Here is a 430-nt window from a genome sequence, read left to right as displayed (position 1 = left end):
CTGATACGGTCCGCAATCTCGCCAGAACTTACATAGAAGTAAATCCCGCAGGCCAAGCTGAGCGCAGACAAAATCCAGTCATAAAATGGAATGCTATCGGGGGCTTTCGCGGTTGCGCCAATCGCCAGGAAGAGAATCGTGAAAATCCCGGATACAAACAGGATCCCCTGAATGAGCGGGTCTGCGATAATGAACAGATTAGAGTGAATCACCCATGCTGCGAACGCTGCGGCCAAAACCATGACGATGGTCCGCATAGGTGACTCTAGCTTCCGACGGCGTCCAGTTTCGGTAAGAGAAGGGAAATTCATGCTGGCACCATTTCCATGTTTGTGAGGTTAGTTCAGCTTTGAGTGCGCAAAATCATCCTCCTGCCCGTGATCAGCACGGCCAGAGCACGACAGAGGCACTCTTGCAAACGAATCCGGTG

General features: G+C 51.9%; 1 protein-coding gene. It reads right to left on the bottom strand.

What is annotated here, in order from left to right; translation table 11 throughout:
* On the bottom strand, positions 1 to 257 hold a 257-nt coding region (locus tag QWI16_RS11175), incomplete at its 3' end, for a hypothetical protein (protein WP_302713189.1).
* Positions 258 to 430: the final 173 nt, after the last annotated feature.

Source organism: Gilvimarinus algae, assembly GCF_030518215.1.
Taxonomy (GTDB): Bacteria; Pseudomonadota; Gammaproteobacteria; order Pseudomonadales; family Cellvibrionaceae; genus Gilvimarinus; species Gilvimarinus algae.
This window is presented reverse-complemented; position numbering and strand designations above follow the sequence as displayed.